Below are 24,086 nucleotides of genomic sequence, written 5' to 3' on the forward strand. Positions count from 1 at the left end.
GAACTAAAGCCATAGTACAACTACAACAGAAGAAAGGTGAGGGGCTCAAAGCTTTTCACCTTTTTTCTGTTTAATAATATAGAAGAAACAAAATTTTGTTTTTTTCAATCCATTATCACATAAATCAGATAACTTTGCGGAAGTTAATAAGAGAAGACCATTATCATTGAAGCAAACCAAACGATTATGAATACAATAGAAATCCCCGTACTGCTGTTGACCGGTTATCTAGGCAGTGGCAAAACGACGTTGGTAAATCACATTCTTTCTAATAAACGTGGCATTAAGTTTGCCGTTATCGTCAATGACATAGGCGAAGTGAACATTGATGCAGACCTTATACAGAAAGGTGGCGTGGTGGGAAAGAAAGACGACAGCCTGGTAGCTCTGCAGAATGGCTGTATCTGCTGTACGCTGAAGACAGACTTGATAGAGCAGATGTTCGAAATCATGAAGATGCAACGCTTCGACTACATCGTGATTGAAGCGAGTGGCATCTGTGAACCGGAGCCTATTGCCCAAACACTCTGCTCCATTCCTCATATGGGAGGAGCGTATACTAAATACGGTATTTGCCGCTTAGACTGCATTACCACCGTGGTGGACGCCTTACGTCTGCAAAGTGAATTTTCTTGCGGAGATGATTTGACACGCAAAGGCATTGATGAGGAAGATATAGAAAACCTCATCATTCAGCAGATTGAGTTCTGCAATATTATCCTGCTGAACAAAGCAGCAGAAGTACAGCCCGAGGAATTAAAACGTATCAGGCAGATTATCCACACCTTGCAACCCGGTGCCCAAATTATAGAGTGCAACTATGCAGATGTAGACCTGGATAAGATTATCCATACCCACCTCTTTAACTTTGAACGTGCCGCAACTTCCGCCGGATGGATTCGTGGCATAGAGCAACAAGTAAGCGAAGAGGAGGAAAAAGAGGCGCATTACCATCATGAAGAGGGTCATCATCACCACCATCATGAAGGAGGTGAAGTAGAAGAATACGGTATTGGCACATTTGTCTACTACCGCCGTCCTGCATTCGACATTCATAAGTTCGACCACTATGTCGCTACCAAATGGCCCCGCAGCGTTATCCGCGCCAAGGGTGTCTGCTACTTCAGCCACAACCGCGACATGTCCTTCCTCTTTGAACAAGCAGGTATACAGAAGAAAATAACTGAAGCCGGACAATGGTATGCCACCGCTCCCGAAGAAGACATGATAGAACTGATGCGCCAAGAACCGGGATTGCTAAGAGACTGGGACGAACAATACGGCGACCGCATGCTGAAGATAGTATTCATCGGACAAAATATGGATAAAGAGCAAATCATCCGCGACTTGGACAAATGCCTTGAATAACTTCCTAAAAAAGTGCTCCCCGTCATTCCGATCTTAAGAACAACGGGGAGCATCGTCCCAGGCGCGTAACTCTATTTTAAGAATCAGGAACCATATCAATTCTCCGTAAAACGGAACATTTTGAAATACACCTTCTGCTCTGTGTCGGATACATTCACCAGCCTCATCTTCGCAACGCTCAAATCTTTGAGAGATGCCTTCACCTGCGTTCTGTATCCCGGCTTCAAATCCACCGCCTGCCAGTTTGTGCCATCCGAAGTTACTTCCAGTTTAAACTTCGAATCAGCAACCTCCGCATCTCCCAAATCGATAAGCACCGAACTCAACTGGCGGGCATAATCCATCGAAATGGTCAGCACACCGCCTGCCTGCCAGTTGATGACTTCATTGGACGGAATAATTGTATTCACCTTTCCCTTCTGCTGAATAGGAAGCGAAGCCAACTGATTCACGTCGCTCTTCAACGTGTAGGGAGAATAAACAGCCTTTGTATCAAGCCCGGCATGGAACGCTGCATTATAGCCCGTTGTCGCCGCTTCGAACAAAGCATTGAAAGTAGGCATCAGATGCAGGCTGCCGCTCTTTATGCCCGCTTTATATTGGGCATCCGTCTCACCCATCAGCACCAGCAGGGCGCGGGCGTGTTCGTAGCTACCTATAAATGCATCCTTCTGCTGGCGCAGGCGTATCATGTTCAGCACCTCCGCACCATACTCTCCCACTTGTTTGAACTGAATGAGCCAAGGCCTTATTTCAGTTATCAACGGACGATTCTCATTTCCCGACGCAAGCAATCCATCAGCGGCAACGATTATCTTCCGGCATTCCTCAGCTACCTGCCGATAGGCATCTTCATCTATCTCGTTTTTCTCTTGATAGGCTTTCAACAAGGCAGAGAGAGCAGGCTGAATGGCAACGGACTCTTCACGACGGAAGCGATGTCCATTCTGTCCCGGGTCGGAATTATGAGCAGCGAAGATTTCCAAATATTCGGCATGAAGTGGCATAAGGTCTCTGACTGCATGTTTCCAAGAAGTTTCACTATCATAATTCTCCATATTCCAAGTATAATCAGCTACACTGTACAGAGAGATTTTGGAAGCCTCGGCATGTTCCATCGGATTGGAAACAAAAGCAGACATATCATCTTTTATATCAAGCCCGTTTCCATAAACCGGCCCTAGCAGCAAATGGTCTTGTACATAATCCGAAACGGGGAAATTCCACCAAATGTACGCCTTACGTTTCAGCAGCGGATTGACGAAGTCCAGCGTAGACTTATCTATAGTAGCAACTACCATATCACCGGTCCACATCACCTTGATACCCTCGTTCAACTTATCACCAAGCGTAGTGAGATAGCCTCCCTCCACATCGGTCCATGACTTGTTGTACTCTGTGGGACACAATATCAATGGTGCAACATCCCGCTTGACTTTTACAAAATGGTCGTCAATATAGTTCAACAGTTCAGCCTGCTTGTCCGCCTTTGTCCCCTCACCCGAAATATCATCAAAGAAAACGGCAAAACCACGCACACCCAACTGGTACATGCTTTCGAACTTCTGCAACAATAACGAGCGGTCTTCTTCATTCCAGCGAATATCCTGGCCCGGATGAATGGCCCAATAGAAAATGACATTGTTCTCCTTCGCCCTATTCACCAATACTTTCAACTCTTCTCCTTCTCGAGCAGGATAAGGCTTGCGCCAGTTGGGAGTCCGGTGATAAGGATCGTCTTTCGGTCCATAGATATAGACATTCATTTTGTTCCGACCATAAAAATCAAGCTGGCGTATACGCGCCTCCTGACTCCAGGGAGCACCGTAAAACCCTTCTACCACACCCCGATAGGGAACATCAGGATAGTCCGTCACTTCAGCCAAAGGCAGCTTGTCTAAAGCAAGCAACTGCGCAAGAGTCTGTACACCATAGTACGCTCCCCGTTCGTCAGCACCGGCTATGACGATGCAGTCTTTTTCTATTTTCAGGAAATAACCTTCGGATTTGCGTGGAATCCGATGTTGGTATTTCTTAATAATCTTATCTCCTTTCACTCCTATATATACACGGAAAGAAGCGCCAAGCACCTCTTCCGGCATCAATGAACAGAGTAAAGGCAACGCAGGTCCGTCCTGCACGGAATTGCCGGAAAGGATCTGGTATTGTCGGGGAATATCAACAGAATCTTTTTGCGTAATATATTCTTGGGGAGTAGGTTGCAAATGAAACTCTTGCGCACAAAGCGTCGCTGTCGTCAGCATACCGAATGCTCCCAGTAACAGTAGTTCTTTTCTCATAAGCGGATTATTAAATTAAGGAATATCTATGTATTAAGAAAACTCTTCCATGCATTCAAGGTTGATACGTTCAAAAATAAGAAATAAATATGAAAACACGTACAAATACAGACATTTATTTCAGTTTAAAGATTCATTCTGCATCCGTTTGAGTTCATCGCACACTGCCGGATGCAGGAAGTAGCGTACGTCTTTTCCCTCCTCTATGGCCCGACGGATAAAAGTGGAGCTGATTTCGAATACCGGAGAAGAAACTGTCCGCACATTCTGCGGTAAAAAGGTGGCCTCTACCGGATAGCCGGGACGGGGATAAACCAGAAGATGATTTTCGGCAATAATGCGTTCCGACTCGTACCAACGGTGGAACAGCCTCCAGTTGTCCGAACCAATGACAAGATGGAAAGTGTGTTGGGGATAAGTCCGTTTCAGTGCGTCCAACGTATGAACAGTATAAGAAGGCCGAGGCAGATGGAATTCAAAATCGGAAGCGCGAAACTTGGGATAACCCTCAGTGGCTAGCTGCACCAGCTTCAAACGTAACTTGTCATCCATCAGTTCGTTTTCTTCCTTCAGCGGATTGTGGGGGGTGACCATAAACCACACTTCGTCCAGGTCCCCGTATTCGCAAAGATAGTTGGCGAGGGCCAAATGTCCGATGTGTATCGGGTTGAACGAGCCGCTGAAGATTCCTATATTCATTTATTCTTATTCATATACAACCTTACAAAGGACGTCTTTGCAACGCACGCCAGGCAGCCCAAGCATTGAAAATCGTCACTACAGAGATAAGAAACATTGAAATACTGGAACGAGGCTCGCCATGATGTATATACAATACACCCACAACAAGGGAGCAGACGAACAGAACGCTATTAATAATTAGCAATGCCTTGTTCAGCTTCGGGCTATTCTTCCTCCTCGGTGCCAACTGGTTGTACACTCCTCCACGTTGTTTCATTCGTTCAAGAATTGAGAGATTACTTTCAATGCTTCCGCTTTGGCTGTCTCCAGGTCATCGTTCACAATCACGGTATCGAACTTCGGTGCAAAGCCCAGTTCGTATTCGGCTTTCGCCACGCGGCTCTCTATCACTTCGGGAGCATCTGTTCCGCGCCCCACCAAGCGTTTGCGCAATTCCTCCACTGAAGGTGGCTGAATGAAAACAGACAAAGCACGCTCACCATAGAATTTCTTGATATTGCAACCACCCACTACATCCACATCGAACACTACATTCTGTCCGGCAGCCAATTGCTTTTCCACCTGCTCCTTCAGTGTTCCGTAAAAACGGTCCTGATATACCTCTTCATACTCCAGGAATTCATCATTGGCTATGCGACGACGGAACTCGTCAGGAGTCAGAAAGAAATACTCCACTCCATCTTTCTCCGTTCCGCGGGGCGGGCGGCTGGTCGCTGAGATGGAGAATGCCAAGTTCAGATTTTGAGTCAGCAGATAGTTGATAATCGTTGACTTGCCAGAGCCCGAAGGGGCTGAAAATATGATAAGTTTTGCCATCGAATTATTTACGATTTGACGATTTACTATTTGATACTACATGACGTTCAATACTTGTTCCTTGATTTGCTCCAATTCATCTTTCATCTGAACGACAATCTTCTGCATCTCCGCATGATTGGACTTACTGCCCAAGGTATTGATTTCACGTCCCATCTCCTGGGCGATGAACCCTAACTTCTTGCCTTGTCCGGTTCCGGTTTCCAGCGTATTGATAAAATATTTCAGATGATTGCCAAGACGCTGTTTCTCTTCGTTCACATCCAGTTTTTCGATGTAGTAGATGAGTTCCTGCTCCAGGCGGTTCTTGTCATAATCCACACTTAAGGTCTTTTCCAGTGCATCTGTAATACGTTCCTTCACTTTGGCTACACGCTCTTTCTCATAGGGAGCGATAGTCTCCAACAGATGGGAGATGTTGGAGATCTTCTCACGGAACTTCTTTTCAAGGGCAGCTCCTTCCTGCTTACGGAAGTCCACCAGCGCACCAACAGCCTTTTCCACAGCCGAATAAACCACAGCCCATTCCTCCTCACTCAGTTCCTGCGTATCATTCTTAGTCATCACATCCGGCATACGGAGTAACGTGGCAAACCAGTCCGTCGCATCCGGCACAGGTATTCCTAGATTTTCTGATATAGCACAAATCTGCTTGTAATATCCCTCCACCAATGTCTGGTTGATGGGAGTGACGCTTTCCGCACTCTCTTTCTTTTCTATCCAAAGGCTGAAATCCACCTTTCCGCGCTCCAGTTTCCGTGATATTTCATTACGGATTTCCATCTCCTTCTCACGATAAAGCGGAGCAATGCGGGCAGATAGGTCCATTGCCTTACTATTGAGCGACTTTATTTCAACGTTGATTTTCTTATCAGGCAGTTCGACGGTTGCTTTGCCGTAGCCTGTCATAGATTGTATCATAATGTTATAGTTTTGCGCAAAATTACACGATTATTTTAATTAGTGAAAATAATCACGTAAATTTGCCACAATAAAATCAAGAATAAAAGTTATGTCATGTATCTTGCATATTGAAACGTCCACTTCTGCCTGCTCCGTAGCCGTGAGCGAGGATGGACAGAACGTTTTCAAGAAAGAGGACCTGAATGGCCCTTCACACGCCGTTTCATTGGGAATCTTTGTGGACGAGGCGCTATCCTTTGCCGATAGCCATGCCATGCCGTTGGATGCAGTCGCCGTGAGCTGCGGCCCTGGTTCGTATACCGGGTTGCGTATCGGCGTGTCGATGGCAAAAGGTGTCTGCTATGGACGTAACCTGCCACTTATCGGGCTGGAAACCCTGAAAGTCCAGTGTGTACCGGTATTGCTCTACCACGATGAGTTACCCGACGACGCATTACTCTGCCCGATGATTGACGCCCGCCGTATGGAAGTCTATGCTGCCATCTACGACCGTGCCTTGAAATCGGTGCGCGACATTGCAGCCGATATTGTGGACGAAAACTCCTACCTGGAATTTTTAGAGCAACATCCCGTCTATTTCTTCGGTGACGGTGCAGCCAAATGCAAAGAGAAAATCACGCATCCCAATGCACACTTCATCGACGGCATCCGCCCGCTTGCCGGCATGATGTTCCCGTTGGCAGAAAAGGCAATAGCCGAACAAGATTTCAAGGATGTGGCCTATTTCGAACCCTTCTATTTGAAGGAATTCGTAGCCGGCACGCCAAAGAAACTTATTTAGGGTTTAGCGATTAGGGATGAATACCATGCGGTATCACTACGTAGCCCATTAATCACTAATCACTAACCACTAATCGTTGAACATTAATCACTAATTAAAGATGCAATATAACACTCAACAAAAACGGATGCCTCTGCCCGAATATGGTCGCAGCATCCAGAATATGGTAGACCACGCGCTGACAATCGAAGACCGTGCAGAACGCCAGCGTTGCGCAAACACAATCATCAACATCATGGGAAACATGTTTCCCCATCTGCGCGATGTGCCCGACTTCAAACATAAGCTATGGGACCACCTTGCCATCATGGCCAACTTCCAATTGGATATAGATTATCCGTACGAAATTATCCGCAAGGACAATCTGAATACCAAGCCGGAGAGCATCCCCTACCCCAGTACCAAAATCCGCTACCGCCACTATGGCCGTACACTGGAAGTACTGATAAAGAAAGCCATCGAATTTCCGGAAGGAGAAGAGAAGCAGAACTTGATAGCGCTCATTTGTAACCACATGAAGAAAGACTACATGGCATGGAACAAAGATACCGTCGATGACCGTAAGATTTCAGATGACCTCACCGAACTCTCTGACGGAAAACTGCAAATGACAGACAGTATCGTCCGTCTCATGGCCGAACGTATTGACCAGAACTACCGTCCGAAAGTGAACAACCAGAATAACCGGAACAACAACCGGAACAATAAACGGAAATACTAAAATTGAATGATTAGTGGTTAGTGATTAATGCCATGCGGCATCACCATGCAGACCACTAATCACTAATCACCAACCCCTAATCACTAATTTCATGGCATCATTTGTAATCGAAGGAGGACACAGACTTTCCGGTGACATTTACCCCCAAGGAGCAAAAAACGAGGTGTTGCAAATTATCTGCGCCACATTGCTCACTGCCGAAGAGGTGACTGTGCACAATATCCCGGACATACTGGACGTCAACAACCTTATCCAATTGATGCGGGATATGGGAGTCAGCGTATCTAAAAAAGGCATTGACACTTACAGCTTTCAAGCTGCCAACATTGATTTCGCCTATCTGGAAAGTGACGCGTTCCTGAAAAAATGTTCCAGCCTGCGCGGTTCCGTCATGCTGGTGGGGCCGATGGTGGCACGTTTCGGCAAGGCCATGATTTCCAAGCCGGGCGGAGACAAGATAGGACGCCGCCGTCTGGATACACACTTTATCGGTATCCAGAATTTAGGAGCCGACTTTGTCTATAATGAGGAGCGTGGCATCTACGAAATCTCAGCCAAACAACTGCATGGCAGTTATATGCTACTCGACGAGGCATCTGTTACGGGAACTGCCAATATCGTAATGGCAGCCGTCCTTGCCAAAGGCAAGACCACCATCTACAACGCCGCCTGCGAACCCTACGTGCAGCAACTTTGCAGAATGCTGAACCGGATGGGAGCTAAGATAGAAGGCATCGCCTCCAACCTCCTGACTATCGAAGGAGTAGACGAGCTGCACGGAACCGAGCATACCATCCTCCCCGACATGATTGAAGTGGGCAGTTTCATTGGCATGGCAGCCATGACCCGTAGCGAACTGACCATCAAGAATGTCTCCTACGAGAACTTGGGAATTATCCCCGACAGTTTCCGTCGACTCGGCATCAAGATGGAGCAGTGGGAAGACGACATTTACGTGCCCGCACAAGAGACGTACCAGATAGAGTCCTTTATCGACGGCTCCATCATGACCATTGCCGACGCACCCTGGCCCGGACTGACACCAGACTTGCTCAGTGTGCTGCTGGTGGTTGCCACCCAGGCAAAAGGCAGTGTACTCATTCATCAGAAAATGTTCGAAAGCCGTTTGTTCTTTGTGGACAAGCTGATAGATATGGGAGCGCAAATTATCCTCTGCGACCCGCACCGCGCCGTTGTCATCGGTCACGACCACGGCTTTAAACTACGTGGCGGCAACATGACCTCGCCCGATATCCGTGCGGGCATCGCCCTGCTGATAGCTGCCATGAGTGCGGACGGCATCAGCCGCATCCACAACATAGAGCAGATAGACCGTGGGTATCAGAACATCGAAGGGCGACTGAATGCGCTCGGAGCAAGAATAACAAGAATAGAATAAGATGATAAAGAGAGAAGAAGTATATAAGATAGGTATATTCAACAAGCCCCACGGCATTCACGGAGAACTATCGTTCACTTTTACGGATGACATCTTCGACCGGGTGGAAGCCGAATACCTAATCTGCCTGCTGGATGGTATACTGGTGCCTTTCTTCTTGGAAGAATACCGTTTCCGCTCCGACACCACCGCCCTTGTCAAACTGGAAGGCGTGGACACGGCAGAACGCGCCCGCATGTTCACTAATATTGAGGTCTACTTCCCCGTAAAGCATGCAGAAGAGGCAGGACCAGGTGAACTGAGTTGGGACTTCTTCGTCGGTTTTCGTATGGAGGAAGTACATCACGGCACGCTGGGAGAAGTGACGGACGTGGACACATCGACCATCAACACACTGTTTGTGGTAGATTATCAGGGAGAAGAACTGCTGGTGCCGGCACAAGAAGAGTTTATCATAGACATTGACCAGAAGCACAAGGTCATCACCGTAGACCTGCCGGAAGGTTTGATAGCTTTGGACAAAACAGAAGAGGTATGAAAAAGAAACGAAGAAAAGCATTTTGGAGTAACATCAAGTTCAAGTACAGACTGACGATTACGAACGAGAATACCCTTGAGGATATCATCACGTTGCGCGTATCCAAGCTGAACGGACTGTCCGTATTGCTCTCCGTGCTGTTCGTATTGTTTCTCATCGCCTCCCTGATCGTAGCCTTCACCCCGCTGCGCAACTACCTGCCGGGATATATGAACAGTGAAATCCGTGCCCAGGTAGTGGAGAATGCCTTGCGCGTAGATTCCCTCCAGCAACTGGTGAACAGACAGAACCTCTATATCATGAATATCCAGGACATCTTCCAGGGCAAGATAAAGGCAGATACCATACATTCCATCGACTCGTTGACCCACCTGCGCGAAGATTCGCTCATGGAACGTACACAACGGGAAGCCGAATTCCGCAAACAGTACGAGGAGACAGAAAAGTACAACCTGACGAGCATCACCGCTCGCCCCGAAATAGACGGACTGATTTTCTACCGCCCCACACGCGGCATGATTTCATCTCCCTTCAATGCCGAAACAAAACACTTCGGCACGGACATTGCCGCCAATCCGGGCGAAAGCGTATTGGCCACCTTAGACGGTACCGTCATACTGAGTACCTACACTGCCGAGACGGGTTATCTGATAGAAATACAGCACAACCAGGACTTCGTGTCAGTCTACAAGCATTGCGGCTCTCTGCTGAAACGGGAAGGCGATGCGGTGAAAGGGGGTGAAGCCATCGCACTGGTAGGAAACACCGGCGAGCTGTCCACCGGTCCCCACCTTCACTTCGAGCTGTGGCATAAGGGCAGGGCCGTAAATCCCGAGCTTTACATCGTATTTTAGTCTCCAAATAGTAAATTGTAAATAGCATAATAGTAAATGAAACAGATTGCCATACTCGGTTCTACCGGTTCCATCGGTACACAAGCGTTGCAGGTCATCGAAGAACATCCCGACCAGTACGAAGCATACGTATTGACCGCCAATAACCGCGTAGAGGAACTCATAGCCCAGGCACGCAGATTCAAGCCTGAGGCAGTGGTAATAGCCAACGAATCGAAATACACGCAACTGAAAGAAGCGCTTGCCGACCTACCTATCAAGGTATATGCCGGCGCAGATGCCCTCTGCCAGATTGTGACCGAAAATCCCATTGATATGGTATTGACCGCCATGGTGGGATATGCAGGGCTGAAGCCCACCATGAATGCCATCCGAGCCCGTAAGCCGATAGCCCTTGCCAACAAAGAGACGCTGGTGGTGGCGGGAGAGCTCATCAATGACCTGGCACGCTTCAGCGGTGTCCCCATCCTACCCGTCGACTCCGAGCACTCCGCCGTTTTCCAGTGCCTGGCCGGTGAGATAGGCAACCAAATAGAAAAAGTGATACTGACTGCCTCCGGAGGTCCGTTCCGCACCTGCACTATGGAGCAACTAACAACCGTCACCAAAGCGCAAGCACTGAAACACCCCAACTGGGACATGGGCGCCAAAATCACGATAGACTCTGCTTCCATGATGAACAAAGGGTTCGAGGTAATCGAAGCCAAATGGCTGTTCGGTGTACGTCCCGACCAGATAGAAGTCGTGGTACACCCGCAATCCGTCATCCACTCCATGGTACAGTTTGAGGACGGTGCCGTGAAAGCACAACTGGGAATGCCGGACATGCGCCTGCCCATCCAATATGCCTTCTCCTATCCCGACCGGTTGAAAGCCTCTTTCCCGCGCCTGGACTTCAAGCTGTGCACGGAACTGACGTTCGAGCAACCGGACACCACCCGTTTCCGTAACCTCGCCCTGGCCTACGAAGCGCTACATCGTGCAGGCAATATGCCTTGCATTGTCAATGCCGCCAATGAAGTGGTGGTAGCTGCCTTCCTGCAGGACAAAATTTCGTTCCTTGGCATGAGTGAAGTAATAGAAAAGACCATGTCGCGCGTATCCTACTTACAGAAGCCCACCTATGAAGACTATGTGGCTACGGATGCCGAAGCCCGACGGATAGCAGAAGAGCTGATTTGATAGATACACCGGAATGAAAAGAATTATAAAAAACATCTACTCATTTGATACGTTAAATAAGAAAACGTACCTTTGCGAAAATTATAAAAATCGTAAAACAGCAAATAATTAGATGGAAACATTCTTGATTCGTGCCCTGCAACTCATTATGAGCCTCTCGTTGCTCGTTATTGTTCATGAGGGGGGGCACTTCCTTTTTGCGCGTCTGTTCAAGACGCGGGTAGAAAAGTTCTGCTTATTCTTTGACCCTTGGTTCACATTATTCAAGTTCAAGCCCAAACACAGTGACACGGAATATGGTATCGGGTGGCTACCCTTAGGTGGTTATGTAAAAATAGCAGGTATGATAGACGAATCTATGGATACCGAACAGATGAAGCAACCCATGCAGCCATGGGAGTTCCGTGCCAAGCCGGCATGGCAGCGCCTGCTAATTATGGTAGGCGGTGTATTGTTCAACTTCCTGCTCGCATTGTTCATCTATTCCATGATACTTTTTACTTGGGGCGACGAATATATACCAGTACAAAAAGCCCCATTGGGTATGGATTTTAACGAAACAGCCAAAGCCATAGGCTTCCGCGACGGCGATATCCTAATATCTGCCGACGGGGTACCATTCGAACGCTATGACGGCGACCTGCTGACCAGTATTGTCGATGCCCGCCAGGTAAGCGTATTGCGTGACGGGGAAGCTGCTTCAGTCTACATCCCCGAAGACATGATGAACCGCTTGCTGGCAGACAGCGTGCGTTTCGCCAGTTTCCGTTTCCCTTATGTAGTCGACAGCCTGATTGTAGGATACCCTGCCGCTTCCGCCGGTCTGCAAGTAGGTGACAGCATCACCCACTTGGATGGAAAGTCAATAGCCTACTACGACTTCAAAGAAGAGATGCTGAAGCGCAAGAAAGCCAACGCATCCCATGAGGTAACCTTGACATACGTCCGTAACGGTGTGACAGACACCTTGAGCATGATGACCAATGCCGACTATGAAATAGGCGTAGCAGCACGTACGGCAACCGACAAACTGCTGCCCGTTGTCCGCAAGGAATACAGTTTCCTTTCCTCTTTCCCTGCCGGCGTATCTTTGGGGGTAAAGACTCTGAAAGGCTACGTAGGCCAGATGAAATATCTTTTCTCCAAGGAAGGAGCCAAGCAACTCGGAGGTTTCGGAACCATCGGCAGTATTTTCCCCGCCACGTGGGACTGGCACCAGTTCTGGTACATGACGGCATTCCTCTCCATCATCCTTGCCTTTATGAATATTCTGCCCATCCCTGCACTGGACGGTGGACACGTGTTATTCCTCATTTACGAAATCATTGCACGCCGCAAGCCCAGCGACAAGTTTATGGAACGTGCGCAGATGGTGGGCATGTTCCTCTTGTTCGGTTTGCTGATTTGGGCAAACTTCAATGATATACTGAGGTATTTCTTTTAAAGAACAAGACATAAAAAAACGCATCATCCATTCGCAGTAGAACGGATGATGCATTTACATCAAACAGATGATGTGTTCGGGGCAAGCAGACGATGCGTTTGAGCCAAACACATCATCTGTTTTTTCTGTGTCTTATACCAAATGGCCGATCCACTCTTCTCTATCGCCCGGAAGCAGGTCTATTACCGGAACTTCAACCATTGTATAGCAACCCGGCTGCTGACGCATAGCGGCACGCGCCACACATACCAGCACTTGTGCCGTGAGGGCAGGATTGTTGATACGCATGTTGAACTCAAATAGCTGGTTCTGCGTCTTGCCGGACACACCCTTACGGGTCAAGTTTACCCCATGCCCCATATCGAGCAGTGCATCCACACTCGGAACCAATTTTACATGTGTTTCGTCATTCACGAAGTACGGGTCGGCTTTGATGGCTGCAGCCACCTTATCAAATTCGTAACCATCCTTCAACTCAATGTACACCATACGACGGTGAATGCCGGTTCCTGTAGGAATAGTCATGGAAAGAGCGGCTTTCACACCTTCGATGGCCTTTACAGCCACGGTGTGTCCCATGCTCATACCCGGACCAAAATTAGTATAGGTAATGCCTTTCGGAGCAATGGCTTCCAGCATAGTGCGGACAATGGAGTCACTACCCGGATCCCAGCCGGCAGAAATGATGGATACCGTATTATGCTTTTTAGCCTCTGCATCCAGTGTGCGGCGCAAGGCAGTGATACCCGTATGGATATCGAAACTGTCCACAGTATGAATGCCTAAAGCAAGGATCTCCTTTGCATACTCTTCCACTTTGCGGGTAGGCGTACAAAGGATAGCAACATCCACGCCTTTCAGTTCCTTGATATTCTTCACAACGGGATATGCACTCAGTTCCGCAGGACAGTTTTCAGCTCCGGCACGGCGTACTACACCGGCAATTTCGAAATCGGGAGCTGCTTGCAGGGCTTCGAGCACATAATGCCCGATATTACCATAGCCAACGATGGCCGCTCTTACTTTTTTCATTCTTTTTATGAATTTATTTATCAGTTTTCTACTTTATCGGCGCAAAAGTAAGCATTTTAATTTATTATATCGGCAGAACTCCCTGCTGTTTCACACAGTTTTTCTTTTTTTAGTGAGTGAAAGTCCAATAATAATTCATACATTCGCAGATGATATGTACGCAAGGCACATTTGGGGCCAACAAGCAAAAGAATTATGATAGAATACATCAGAGGCGGAATTGCCGAACTAAGTCCGGCAACCGCAATAATAGACTGCAACGGACTGGGATACGGCGTCAATATTTCATTGAATACGTATGCCGCCATCCAGGGCAAGAAAGAATGCAAACTATATATATATGAAGCTATCCGTGAAGACGCCTATGTCCTCTACGGGTTCGCTGACAAGCAGGAACGCGAACTATTCCTGTTGCTCATCTCCGTTTCAGGCATCGGCGGAAATACAGCTCGCATGATTCTCTCGGCACTCTCGCCATCCGAACTGATAAATGTCATCAGCACGGAAAACGCCACTCTACTGAAAACAGTCAAGGGTATCGGGCTGAAAACAGCCCAACGGATAATTGTGGATTTAAAAGACAAAATCAAGACCGGCAGCGTTGTAGCCGGCAACGCAGGGACCATAGGTACACTGGTATCGGCAGCCAACGCACAAGTACAAGAAGAAGCCGTAGCCGCCCTTACCATGCTGGGCTTTGCACAAGCCCCCTCACAAAAAGTAGTGCTTGCCATTTTGAAGGAAGAACCAAGCGCACCGGTGGAACAAGTCATCAAATTGGCATTAAAAAGACTATAATATTTATCTAAAACAAACAAATCATGACAACAATCAACATGCAATATTGGTTGGGGGCCAATGAACGCACCCACGTACTGCCAACGGACAAATGGTACCTCGACTTTGCCACAAGCATCCTGCCCCTCGTCAAGACCTCTCCCTTGTTCAACAAGGAAGACCTGCGTACCCAAATTGACGCAGCCATCTCTCTCGGCATGTACTTTCAAGATACCATTGCCCAAAGCGGAGGCTGGAAACTTTTCTCCGAAGCCTTTCAGGGAGTATACGGAACTTACCTGCCGTTCTATCCACTGGGTGACGATTATACGCCCGATGAAATAAATCAGGAAGACATTGCATTCGTACTGTGGACATTGAAATCACAATTCAGTATTTTTGACAAGGAATACACCTTGTTCAGTCCTTATGACAAAGACCTGCTTGCATTAAGCCAAAGCGCCTATGAACTGATGGATGCACGTTTCGAAGAAGCTCCCATCAGCGAGGGAGAATCTTCCTTCCTTTGGGTAATGGGACTTGATTTACTGGATATGCCCATTACTCCGCTGCCGGAAGTCACTCCGGAAACCAAACTGAGCAAAGATGCCGCCCGCTGTCTGGAATACAGCCAGGGGAAACCGCTGCTATACTTCACCGATTACAAGGAGCTTTGCACTTTCTTTGTCGATGTCTTGGGATGGGAAAACAAACGGTCCGCATTATTGCCCGACCTGGAATACCAAAAAGAGTTCGTGATTTATGCCAACGCCAAAGGTATGCTCGTAGCCCACAACGTGGCCGCCTATTTCTGTGAAGAACATAACCCGATGTACGATGCCAAACGCGCTGCTGCAGAGGGTTACAAGATGTTCTGCCAACCCGGAGAGTGTCCGTTCGACCTGCTGAAATACGGAATGGCCAAAGGAATTCTACCCGATGTGGAACTTCCCTTCCTGAAAGGAAAAGAAACACTGCATCAATATTGGGACTTTATAGCCCGCTACTACTTATGTGAATATTATGAAGGCGAGTAACCATTCCGGCATAAAGCCCAAACGGAGCAACAAGGCCAAGCCAACCGGAAAACGGATTGGTAAATCCAAACCTTCGAAAGCGAATAATCAGCTTAACAGAAGGGTAAAATAATTGAAAATGGATAATGGAAAAATAAACAGTGCAGCGTATTTATTGAAACCGCATGGCAATTTTCCATTATCCATTATCAATTTTCAAAGTTCCACAATCTCTTCCTTACACAACGTCAGTTTCTCCACTCCTTCCGCTGTTACAACCCAAGAGTTTTCGATACCGACGGGACCAATGCCTGGCAAAACAATCTTCGGTTCCAAAGCAAAGACCATGCCCGGTTCCAGCTCCTGCTTCATGCGTGGAGCCAGCACCGGCATTTCATTGATTTCCAGTCCGATGCCATGACCGATAAACTTGGCTTTTTGAGTGGCTCCCATAAAGTTGTCGGCAAAGCCCGCTTTGGTGACAATATCGATAGCGAGATTGTAAAGGTCCTCACAAACAGCACCCGGTTTCGCTTTTTCTACAACAGCCTCTTGTATGTCCAGGCAAACTTGATGGGCAACATATGCCTTTTCCGGCAGCTTTCCGATAGAGAATACACGGCTCATGTCTCCCATATAGCCATAGAAGTTACCCCCCATATCAACCATAAAGCTCTGACCGGGCTGCAACAGTGCACCGTTCACACTGATAGGCAGTGACGGGTCAAGTCCCTCGCCTCCCAGAGCAAAATCATAGGGGGCAGGCGCAGTGGCATTGTCTCCTGCCAGCAGACTTCCCATAAAAATCTCCATACTTTGTCCGAAGGTACGAAAAATGCCCAGACAACCTTCCAGACGCATCAGGCGCTCTATTTCGATGGATAACTGGCGGTCTGTCATTCCTGGTCTATAAACCGAGGGTATTTGTTCGTAAGCTTTAGCATGTGCAATGCCTGAACGACGGAACATCTCAATCTCTATTTCAGTCTTGACACTTCGGGCCTTCCGGATAAGTGCCGTACCACAAGGAAGCACCTCCGTTTCAGGGAAACACGCAGCCAAACGGTTATATTCCGTAAAAGACAACTCATCCCCCTCCAGCATCAACCTCGCAGGTATGGGCAAACCACATTCCTTTAGTAAGTCAGGCAGTTGTTCCGGTTTACGGATAGGATGAATATGTTCCCCTTCAATATTGTTGGGACGTTTGATGAATAAACGAGCGGGAGCATGCAACGGCAGATACAAGTAACCGCTGACGACACGTCCGTACGTATAGATTAAATTTACATTGCAAGCGATAAGAGCGGCATCAATCTCTTGTTGAGCCATGAGAGAGCGTATTTTATCACGTCTCAGTTTCAATTCAGGTAGTAACATCTCTTTGTCATTTATGGTTTCTCGGATACAAAGATACAACTTTTTTAATTGAGAATAAAAAAGTACTGCCCCATACCTTCACAGGCGTAGGGCAGCACAAACCACAAATACAAATACAACTAAACAAAGTTTCTCTCTTAGATAATTCCCTGACCCATCATGGCATGAGCCACCTTCATGAAGCCGGCGATATTCGCTCCCTTCACGTAGTTGATGTAGCCATCAGGTTCTGTCCCATATTTTACGCATTGAGCATGAATTCCGTGCATGATGGCGTGGAGTTTTTCATCCACTTCGGCTGCACTCCAGCTGAGGTGCATGGCGTTCTGCGACATTTCCAGTCCGCTGGTAGCCACACCACCTGCATTGACAGCCTTACCCGGTGCATACATAATTTTGTTGTCAATGAAAAGGTCGATAGCTTCGGGCGTACATCCCATATTGGAGATTTCGCCTACACATGTCACCTTGTTGTCAATGAGGTGTTGTGCATCTTCGCCGTTCAGCTCGTTCTGGGTAGCGCAAGGCAGAGCGATGTCCGCTTTCACTTCCCACGGGCGTTTGCCTGCCACGAAAGTAGAGCCGGGGAATTCGTCGGCATACGGTGCCACAATATCGTTGCCCGATGACCGGAGTTCCAGCATATAATCTATCTTTTCGCCACTGATACCGTTCGGGTCGTAAATGTAACCGTCGGGACCGGAGATGGTAACCACCTTGGCACCCAATTCGGTAGCCTTGGTAGCAGCACCCCAAGCCACATTTCCAAAACCGGAGATAGCCACGGTCTTGCCCTTGATGTCAATGCCTTTTGTCTGTAACATTTGGTTTACGAAATACAAGCCACCAAATCCTGTTGCTTCAGGACGAATCAGCGAACCGCCAAATTCCAATCCTTTACCGGTAAATGTGCCCGTAAATTCGCGAGTCAACTTCTTATACATACCGAACATATAGCCCACTTCGCGACCGCCTACACCGATATCACCGGCAGGAACATCCATATCCGGACCGAGGTGACGCCACAATTCCAGCATGAAGGCCTGACAGAAACGCATGATTTCAGCATCGCTCTTTCCGCGCGGAGAGAAGTCGGAACCACCCTTACCACCGCCCATAGGCAATGTAGTCAAGGCATTCTTGAAAGTCTGCTCAAATCCCAGGAATTTGAGGATAGAAAGATTTACGGAAGCATGGAAACGAATACCGCCTTTGTACGGGCCAATGGCATTGTTGAACTGCACACGATAACCGAGGTTCGTCTGAACTTCACCTTTATCATCCACCCACGTTACGCGGAAAGTAAAGATACGGTCAGGTTCAACCAGACGTTCTATAATTTTCGCTTTCTCGAACTCGGGATGTTGGTTATAGATATCTTCGATGGAAAGAAGAACTTCCTTTACGGCTTGAAGATACTCAGACTCGCCGGGGTGCTTTGCCTCTAAAGAGGTCATGATACGTTCGATATTCATAATATTACGTTTTAAAGGTTATTACCTTGTTGACTTTACGCTATTCAAACAAAATGTCAATGAATAACACCGCAAATATAAGAAAACTTTTCAAAACAGCTAAATTTTACGGTTATATTTTGATTAAAGAATGATAAAATGTCAAATCCCCAGCATTCTCTATTCATACCTAAATGGTCTATTCTTTTCCTATTCTGTCAACAATTCGCCATAACGGCATAAATATAGAAAAATTATAATAAAGAAAATAAGAAATGACGAATAATTTACGAAAAAAGACACAATCCTCACGGACTATGCCTTTCCAATTGCTAACTTTAATTCTTAAATGCTTGTATTAAATCCGCAACATAATAATTACTATGTACGGACAAGCTTCATAATTTCTTCAATCCTTTTACCTCTTCTTTTGTTGCTTCTCGAACACTGATAGCCACCCCTCCACTACTTGCCAGAGGTTGACGCAGCACACTCTTTGACGTTACTATGCCACGACGGATGTCATAGCTCTGCGGATTATCTTTCCAGTCTGCATCCCGACCATCTGCATAAACGGTAACAATATATTTCCTTCCTTCGGGTAAGAAAGAGAAAGGAATAGTTGCCGTACGAGGATGTTCGTCGGTAATAGCACCTACATACCACTCTTGTTTTCCTTTGGCTTGACGAGCCACTGTGATATAATCACCCGGTTCGGCTTCCAAATACCAAGAATTGCTCCAATCCACCGCTACATCCTTAATAAATTGAAACGCATCGGGAAAACGGCGATAATTATCCGGCAGGTCTGCTGCCATCTGTAACGGAGAGGGCATCGTTACATATAGAGCCAATTGTTTTACCAATGTAGTACCCGCCTGACCTTTAGGTTTCGAACCATTATAATACGAAAGTTTTGTCTGGAAAATACCAGGAGTGTAATCCATCGGACCACCCTTCAACCGAGTAAACGGCAAGATACAAGTATGATCCGGATCATTGCCCCCCATAGATTCAAACTCACCACCACGGGCAGATTCTTGCGCTACCCAGTTGGGCCAGGTACGGCACAAGCCGGTGGGACGAACAGCCTCGTGACTATCTACCATAATCTTATAATCAGCAGCACGCTTCACCACATGTATATAATGATTGTTCATCCATTGTGAGGAATGATATTCACTACGGGGAATGATTGAGCCCACATATCCGGTCTTTACAGAATTATAGCCATTATCTACCATAAATTGAAAGGCTACATCCAGCTGCCGCTCATAGTCGGCAGCATTAGCAGCCGTCTCATGATGCATGATAATCTTTACTCCCTTTGATTTGGCATAGGCATGTAGTACCGCAACATCAAAGTCCGGATAAGGTTTGTCAAAAAGGAACTGACGATCCTTACGATAGGATGCCCAATCTTCCCAACCTTCATTCCAGCCCTCAACCAATACCGCATCAATACCATTCTCCGCCGCAAAGTCTATGTACTCTTTCACATGTTCAGTATTGGCCGGATGATGTCCATTAGGAGTTAACTTTGAATAGTCGGTTATGCCGGGTTTAGCCTTATAATAGTCGCTATATGCCCATGTACCTCCTCCACCAGTAAACATCTCCCACCAGACACCGATAAATTTCTGTGGCTTAATCCAAGAAGTATCTTCCAGCTTACAAGGTTCATTCAGATTAAGAATCAACTGAGAAGCAAGGATGCTACGTGCATCGTCACTAACCATAATTGTACGCCACGGGGTATGCAACGGTAATTGCAGATATCCTTTCTTTCCTAATTTATCGGGAGTAAGATGAGCAGAAAAGTTAAACTCTTTATCATCCACATTCAGCAACATGGCAGAATAATCTACCAAGGCAGCTTCATGAATATTGATATAAAGTCCTTCGGTAGTCTTTATCATAAGGGGTGTTTGTACTGTGAATGAAGTCGCTTTAGCTTCATATCCTTTTTTACGTAGATTACGTTCCATAGCTTCGCGCACTTCGGAAATGGCCGCAGTAGTATAGGCAAACTCATTCGTATCATAATCACCGGGAATGCAATAGAGTGTATGATTACCGGTCAGATTGAATTCCGTCAGTTCGTCTTTTACCGTCAGATAATTCATGGTTTTCTGCTCCGGCAACTCATAACGGAATCCGAGTCCATCGTCAAACAATCGAAAACGTACAATCATCGTACGGTCGTGCTTTGCCGGTTGTGAGAAAGTGACAGTAAGTTCATTGTAATGGTTACGGACTTTTTCATACTCTCCCCATACAGGCATCCAAGTTTCATCAAAAGTAGAATTTGTTGCATCAAGAATCCGGAAGCCATTTGACAAATCCGCTTCTTCCATAAGTATTCCCAAGGCAGAAGGTTCTACAACCGGCTCTCCTTTGTAATATAAGCTATAGACCGGCCCCCCCTCGGAATCAAGCACAACATTGAGTTTCAGATTCCCATTGGGAGATAACAATTCGTGTGCCATCGCCACACAAGCAATTCCCAGAAATACAACTGTTAATAATACATGTTTCATATACATCCGTTATTGTTGATATATAAAATATTGATAAGGTTCCATCGTCATTACTGTAGGCAACTCCACATCCACACCGGCAATCACATCGGTCATGGTCTTGCCAGCATGCTCCATAGGTACTTTCACTTGTACAGACTCATTGGCGGTATTCACCATGACCAACATGCCATGACTGCCTGCTGCCCGATAAAATGAAGCGGCATCTCCGGTAGTATAAACTTCCAGTTCACCACCACGTACACTGCTCGTAGCTTTATAGGCTCTGATGATTTCTGCCATCTCTTGCGCAAAGACTTCATTGGACTTCAAGTCTATAACTCCGTAATTGAAAAAGTTAAGTGACCGCGGATAGGCTACTTCCTGCGAACTATAAATAAGAGGTATCCCCTCGAGCATAGTCGTCAATACAAAAGCAGACATGGCACCACGCTCACCGCCATAACATTCTATCGGTGAAGCCTCACTTGCCTGGTCATGATTAGTAGAATAGCGTAACCGTAACGTACCCTTCGGCATTCCCTCCAATTCGGAAGTATTCATAGCATAAAGGTCAGTAAGTGAGCATTTACCGGCATAATAGTCTTTCAGTTTACTATGGAAGTTCCAGCCGTAGAGCAGATTGAAACCATTGTTCATTAAAGACGTTTTTCCGCCTTCGGCAAGCATCAGCAAATTATTGTCAAGTGTACGGAGCTCGGCGATTGCTTTCTTCCAGAAAGCATCTGGTACCCCCTCGGCATAATCACAACGGTATCCATCAATACCAATTTCTGTTACCCAATACTTCATGGCATCAATCATGGCTTGCTGCATGATTTCGTTGTCAAAATTCAAGTCAGCAACATCCGCCCAAGGCTGTTCTTGAGGTTGTACCACATTGCCATTTGCATCCTGTGTATACCAATCCGGATGCTCAGTCACCCAAGCATTGTCCCACGAAGTATGGTTGGCAACCCAGTCAAGAATCACTTTCATTCCTTTGGCATGGGCAGCATCTACCAGTTCTTTCAAGTCTTTTTTTGTTCCGTAACGTGTATTCAGCTTTTTATAATCCTTTATACAATAAGGTGAATTCACACTTTTCAGTACTCCCGGCTCATTTACAGGCATCAGCCAAAGCACGGTAGTCCCCAGGCTTTGAATACGGTCAAGCTCTGCTTTGATGGCAGAGAACGCATTTTCTTCGGCAAAAATGCGGGGATTTGCCTCATAAATCACCATATCCGAAGCCATGTATTCTTCCTGTGGGACGGGAATCGGTTCCATGTCACTCTGACTATCACTACACCCCATACAAGAATGTAGCATCGTAAAGAGCAGTGTCGCAATTATTACTTTTTTCATATTTCTACTTTTTATCTATACTTATACTCATTGGCGGAACTGATATCTGCAAAAGGAGCATCCAAACTCTCCAGTAATGGGCATTGGCAGAAAAGATACTAAGCCTTAATACTAAAAATCCCGGAAGCCAATACTAAAAAACAAAAGAGCTAAGAGATAACTTCTTCCCAAGGCTTGGTTTTTCTATCCCAAGACTTGGGATAGAAAAACCAAGCCTTGGGACATATATCCGCAAGATTGAAAAGAGATATCCTATCCCCAATCTCATTCCACCAATAGGTCATTTAACATCTTCATTACTATACAAAACTCATTTCAAGAAATTATTCTGATTAGAAACAAAAGCCGCTTCAGATTCCGGTTCAGAGTCTCCGTCCGGATTGTTAGGGTCAATCTCCTCACCAGCTATGTCCGTAATACGGAAATAATAATCTCGATCAAGCGTCACTGCTGCGAGGTCAAATTGTGAGCCTCCATTGTTATTATTCATTATCAGATTGTAAGTCAATCCCTTATTTGCTTCACCTGTATCGTAATAATTATACGTGACACCTTTTATCTCAACACTACCGGTTGGTAATATTCCTGGCCAACTGCCAAAGAGTTCCGGTATATCATTTCCCCACGCATATATGGTTGTTTCTGCCCATCCGGACTGGTCTTCAATAAAAATGGTATAACCATCATGGATGACCACTGCATCCGGATCTATTTCCGTCCAACCGCTTTCTGTGATTTCCAAATATATGTCACGGTCAAGAGTAAAGTTCTGTGGTCCATCAAATTGTGAACCTACTCCATTATCGTTAAATATCAAATTGTAAACCAATCCCTTATTTGCTTCACCTGTATCAAAGTATTTATAGGTAATTCCTTTTATCTCAACGCTACCAGTAGGTGAAATACCGGGCCAACCTCCAAAAAGTTCCGGCAAATCATTTCCCCACGCATAAAGTGTCAGTGCATCCCAACCTGTATTGTCCATCACGAACACAGCATAACCGTCGTGGGTCACTTCACTTGGGTCTTCCGGCTCCTCAAAATAAGCATTCCAGCGGGTTACCGTTATATCAGTGCGAGTACCTACCTTAGCCGAAATTTGATGTAAAGCATCCCCATTCTGCAAAGTACGCTCTATACCTTGTGTCTTAGAAACGAAATAAAAGCCATCGGCAAGTGTCTTTCCATTAACAAAATCTTCCGGATAGAGGTATATGCCCCATTTAACATCATTGTTTGCAGCTTTCTCCATCTGCCACTTAAGGTCTCCGGAAGCAGCATCCTGACCTCCATTGAAATCGCCTGCAATATAAATTATTTCATCGGCACCAGTTCCTTGGGGCATAATCACCTCCAGCAAGATAGCATCGCTACGAAGTTCAAATTGCGGCAACTCATGGTCAAACACAATTTCCTCCTTGTCACAACTACTGATGAAAGCTACAAAAAGCAACAAAAGCCATAGCGGATTACATATATATTTTTTCATTGTTACTATTATTATAGGATGA

21 protein-coding genes are annotated in these 24,086 nt (G+C 46.5%); 10 read left to right on the forward strand and 11 right to left on the reverse strand.

Going from position 1 to position 24,086, the window contains the following annotated elements:
* Positions 1–186 precede the first annotated feature (186 nt).
* Positions 187–1,368, forward strand: coding sequence for a GTP-binding protein (locus DWZ67_RS01405; protein ID WP_005826968.1), 1,182 nt, complete (start codon positions 187–189; stop codon positions 1,366–1,368).
* 95 nt (positions 1,369–1,463) lie between these two features.
* Here the strand turns inward: DWZ67_RS01405 and DWZ67_RS01410 are convergent, their stop codons facing one another.
* The 5 genes from DWZ67_RS01410 to DWZ67_RS01430 all read right to left on the reverse strand — a co-directional run bounded on the left by DWZ67_RS01410 (position 1,464) and on the right by DWZ67_RS01430 (position 6,107).
* The gene (locus DWZ67_RS01410) at positions 1,464–3,668 is read right to left on the reverse strand and encodes a beta-N-acetylglucosaminidase (protein WP_120137996.1); all 2,205 of its coding nucleotides are present in this window, start codon (positions 3,666–3,668) and stop codon (positions 1,464–1,466) included.
* A 120-nt stretch (positions 3,669–3,788) separates the two neighbouring features.
* On the reverse strand, positions 3,789–4,367 hold the full coding sequence (gene nadD / locus DWZ67_RS01415; protein WP_005826971.1) for a nicotinate (nicotinamide) nucleotide adenylyltransferase: 579 nt from the start codon (positions 4,365–4,367) through the stop codon (positions 3,789–3,791).
* A gap of 22 nt (positions 4,368–4,389) precedes the next feature.
* Positions 4,390–4,626: a hypothetical protein gene (locus DWZ67_RS01420; protein WP_005826972.1), complete on the reverse strand. Its 237-nt coding sequence runs from the start codon at positions 4,624–4,626 to the stop codon at positions 4,390–4,392.
* Entirely contained in the window at positions 4,623–5,186 is a 564-nt protein-coding gene (gene gmk / locus DWZ67_RS01425; protein WP_005826973.1) for a guanylate kinase, read from the reverse strand. Before gmk ends, DWZ67_RS01420 begins: the two co-directional genes overlap by 4 nt.
* A 36-nt stretch (positions 5,187–5,222) precedes the next feature.
* Positions 5,223–6,107: a YicC/YloC family endoribonuclease gene (locus DWZ67_RS01430; protein WP_008665165.1), complete on the reverse strand. Its 885-nt coding sequence runs from the start codon at positions 6,105–6,107 to the stop codon at positions 5,223–5,225.
* 91 nt (positions 6,108–6,198) lie between these two features.
* Between DWZ67_RS01430 and tsaB the strand changes: the two genes are divergently transcribed.
* The 7 genes from tsaB to rseP all read left to right on the forward strand — a co-directional run bounded on the left by tsaB (position 6,199) and on the right by rseP (position 13,029).
* A complete protein-coding gene (tsaB, locus tag DWZ67_RS01435; RefSeq protein WP_005833019.1) occupies positions 6,199–6,891 on the forward strand; it encodes a tRNA (adenosine(37)-N6)-threonylcarbamoyltransferase complex dimerization subunit type 1 TsaB in 693 nt (230 codons plus the stop codon).
* A gap of 100 nt (positions 6,892–6,991) precedes the next feature.
* The gene (locus DWZ67_RS01440; RefSeq protein ID WP_005826977.1) at positions 6,992–7,612 is read left to right on the forward strand and encodes a DUF4290 domain-containing protein; all 621 of its coding nucleotides are present in this window, start codon (positions 6,992–6,994) and stop codon (positions 7,610–7,612) included.
* Positions 7,613–7,703: 91 nt separating this feature from the next.
* Entirely contained in the window at positions 7,704–9,011 is a 1,308-nt protein-coding gene (gene murA, locus DWZ67_RS01445) for a UDP-N-acetylglucosamine 1-carboxyvinyltransferase (protein ID WP_005833020.1), read from the forward strand.
* 1 nt (position 9,012) lies between these two features.
* Positions 9,013–9,549: a ribosome maturation factor RimM gene (gene rimM, locus DWZ67_RS01450; protein ID WP_005833021.1), complete on the forward strand. Its 537-nt coding sequence runs from the start codon at positions 9,013–9,015 to the stop codon at positions 9,547–9,549.
* Positions 9,546–10,403 carry a M23 family metallopeptidase gene (locus DWZ67_RS01455; RefSeq protein ID WP_005826982.1) on the forward strand — a complete coding sequence of 286 codons (858 nt, stop codon included), beginning with the start codon at positions 9,546–9,548 and terminating at the stop codon, positions 10,401–10,403. The genes rimM and DWZ67_RS01455 overlap by 4 nt, the downstream gene beginning before the upstream one ends.
* A gap of 36 nt (positions 10,404–10,439) precedes the next feature.
* A complete protein-coding gene (locus DWZ67_RS01460) occupies positions 10,440–11,585 on the forward strand; it encodes a 1-deoxy-D-xylulose-5-phosphate reductoisomerase (RefSeq protein ID WP_005826984.1) in 1,146 nt (381 codons plus the stop codon).
* 112 nt (positions 11,586–11,697) lie between these two features.
* Positions 11,698–13,029, forward strand: a complete 1,332-nt coding sequence (gene rseP, locus DWZ67_RS01465) for an RIP metalloprotease RseP (RefSeq protein ID WP_005826988.1) — start codon at positions 11,698–11,700, stop codon at positions 13,027–13,029.
* 132 nt (positions 13,030–13,161) lie between these two features.
* Here rseP and DWZ67_RS01470 read toward each other — a convergent pair whose 3' ends face one another.
* Positions 13,162–14,061 (reverse strand): diaminopimelate dehydrogenase, encoded by a 900-nt coding sequence (locus tag DWZ67_RS01470; protein WP_022401162.1) that lies wholly within the window; start codon positions 14,059–14,061, stop codon positions 13,162–13,164.
* A gap of 195 nt (positions 14,062–14,256) precedes the next feature.
* Between DWZ67_RS01470 and ruvA the strand changes: the two genes are divergently transcribed.
* Both ruvA and DWZ67_RS01485 read left to right on the forward strand, forming a co-directional pair.
* Positions 14,257–14,859, forward strand: a complete 603-nt coding sequence (ruvA, locus tag DWZ67_RS01480; protein WP_005833022.1) for a Holliday junction branch migration protein RuvA — start codon at positions 14,257–14,259, stop codon at positions 14,857–14,859.
* Between the two features lie 23 nt (positions 14,860–14,882).
* On the forward strand, positions 14,883–15,875 hold the full coding sequence (locus DWZ67_RS01485) for a DUF3843 family protein (RefSeq protein WP_044467619.1): 993 nt from the start codon (positions 14,883–14,885) through the stop codon (positions 15,873–15,875).
* 195 nt (positions 15,876–16,070) lie between these two features.
* Here DWZ67_RS01485 and DWZ67_RS01490 read toward each other — a convergent pair whose 3' ends face one another.
* The 5 genes from DWZ67_RS01490 to DWZ67_RS01510 all read right to left on the reverse strand — a co-directional run bounded on the left by DWZ67_RS01490 (position 16,071) and on the right by DWZ67_RS01510 (position 24,064).
* Entirely contained in the window at positions 16,071–17,234 is a 1,164-nt protein-coding gene (locus tag DWZ67_RS01490) for a M24 family metallopeptidase (protein WP_057255747.1), read from the reverse strand.
* Positions 17,235–17,371: 137 nt separating this feature from the next.
* On the reverse strand, positions 17,372–18,709 hold the full coding sequence (gene gdhA, locus DWZ67_RS01495) for an NADP-specific glutamate dehydrogenase (RefSeq protein WP_044467620.1): 1,338 nt from the start codon (positions 18,707–18,709) through the stop codon (positions 17,372–17,374).
* A 377-nt stretch (positions 18,710–19,086) separates the two neighbouring features.
* Positions 19,087–21,234 (reverse strand): glycoside hydrolase family 97 protein, encoded by a 2,148-nt coding sequence (locus DWZ67_RS01500; RefSeq protein WP_057097531.1) that lies wholly within the window; start codon positions 21,232–21,234, stop codon positions 19,087–19,089.
* A 3-nt stretch (positions 21,235–21,237) separates the two neighbouring features.
* On the reverse strand, positions 21,238–22,575 hold the full coding sequence (locus DWZ67_RS01505; RefSeq protein ID WP_044468601.1) for an alpha-amylase family glycosyl hydrolase: 1,338 nt from the start codon (positions 22,573–22,575) through the stop codon (positions 21,238–21,240).
* Positions 22,576–22,885: 310 nt separating this feature from the next.
* Positions 22,886–24,064 carry a hypothetical protein gene (locus tag DWZ67_RS01510; RefSeq protein ID WP_005833032.1) on the reverse strand — a complete coding sequence of 393 codons (1,179 nt, stop codon included), beginning with the start codon at positions 24,062–24,064 and terminating at the stop codon, positions 22,886–22,888.
* Positions 24,065–24,086 lie beyond the last annotated feature (22 nt).

The sequence above is a fragment of the Bacteroides sp. AF34-31BH genome (assembly GCF_003602795.1).
Taxonomy (GTDB): domain Bacteria; phylum Bacteroidota; class Bacteroidia; order Bacteroidales; family Bacteroidaceae; genus Bacteroides; species Bacteroides uniformis.